This window comes from Deltaproteobacteria bacterium (assembly GCA_026712905.1).
Classification (GTDB): Bacteria; Desulfobacterota; Binatia; order UBA9968; family JAJDTQ01; genus JAJDTQ01.
Map to the genome: position 1 here is coordinate 1 of JAPOPM010000061.1, position 1,594 is coordinate 1,594.

Sequence of the window (1,594 nt, forward strand, 5' to 3'; positions counted from 1 at the left end):
GTGCTCACTCCAGCAACCCTGCGGGTCCTCCAGTCGCTCCGCTCCTTCCGGCCTTCCCCAAGAACTCCTAGGACCGGCCGTGAAGATGCCCGACCGTGAAGTCGGCTCACGTGAACTCTCCAACGCCTCGCGTGGGGCGCACCGGCCCCTGAAGCGCGGGGCCGGTGCGTCGGCCCGGCGCTAGCAAGTCTTGAGAAGGCCTACTGGGAACGCGGCCACTCTCCAAGGCGGCGCGCCGGACCTCCCAGGCACGGAGACCGCCGACTTCCGCACCATCGGGCATCTATCGCGGTAGGGAAGCGGGTTGCCCCGCTCCCCCCGCACAGATCCGGACGTGCCTGCTAAGGCATCCGGCTCCTCCCTCAGGTTGCGCTCGCAAGGCGCGTGACGGCAAAGCGTTGATCCGGCCACGGGTGTCGTACTTTGGGCGAGGGCCAGTGTTGTGCCTTTAGTCTGTCGATGCTGGCCCACGTAGATCGGTCCTTTTGCGATCTGCGGCGTAGGATGGAGAGCCACATCCGCTTCAGGCGGTCGACAAAGCGGCACAGATGTCGGGCACTGGTCGGAACGGCATAGTAGTTCAGCCATCCGTCCAGCACCTTTCCCAGCCACTTCGCCGTTTCCTCAACGTCTTCATGCATCCGCCTGCGTAGCACCTCCCCTATCCGCTTCAGGGTGCGGCTCATCCTCTTCGCCACCGGCTTGCGCCCCCACTGAAAGCTCCCCCGTCTGGACTCTGCGCAGTAGTGCGTGAAGCCCAGGAAGTCGAAGGTCTCCGGTCTGCCCAACCCTCGTTGCCGACGGCGACTGATGGCAAACCGCCCGAACTCAATGAGCCGGGTCTTGTCTGGGTGTAACTCCAGCTCGAAGCATCCGAACCGCTCCTTTGCGGCGTTCAGGAAGCACTCCGCGTCCCACTCGTGTTGGAAGCCCACCACGAAATCATCGGCGTAGCGAACGATGATTGTGTCGCCGCTGACCTCGTGGCTGCGCCACTTCTTCTGGAACCAAAGATCAAGAACATAGTGCAGGTAGACGTTCGCGAGAATCGGCGAAATCACCGAACCTTGCGGCGTCCCCCGCAGGTCGTCACGCCACTCTCCAGCTTCCATGACGCCGGCGTTCAACCATTTGATGATCAGCCTGATAACCCGCTTGTCCCCGATCCGGTGCTCCAGGAACCGGACCAGCCAGTCCCTCGAAACCGTGTCGAAAAACCTGCGGATGTCACAATCGACCACCCAGTTGATCTTGCGCCGTTCCATCCCGACCGCGAGCGCATCGAGCGCGTCGTGCGCCCCACGCCCGGGCCGGAACCCGTAGCTGAACCCCAGGAATTCCGCCTCGTAAATCGGCGTCAGGATTATCTCCGCCACGGCCTTCTGGACGATTTTGTCTTCTATGGCCGCGACGCCGAGCGGTCGTGTGCCGCCATCCGGCTTCGGGATGTTCACCCGCCGTGATGGCGTCGCCCGGTACGCCCCCGAGTGCACTCGGTCGTGGAGGTCGGCAAGACGGCCTTCCAGCCCTTCCTCGTACATCCGCCACGTCATGCCGTCCGCACCTGCCGCAGCGTCCTTCTTCAAACCGAAGA

1 protein-coding gene is annotated in these 1,594 nt (G+C 63.5%); it reads right to left on the reverse strand.

Annotated features, from left to right (window positions below; genetic code table 11):
• Positions 1-362: 362 nt before the first annotated feature.
• A partial coding sequence (ltrA, locus tag OXF11_04580) for a group II intron reverse transcriptase/maturase (protein MCY4486374.1) occupies positions 363-1,594 on the reverse strand: 1,232 nt, incomplete at its 5' end.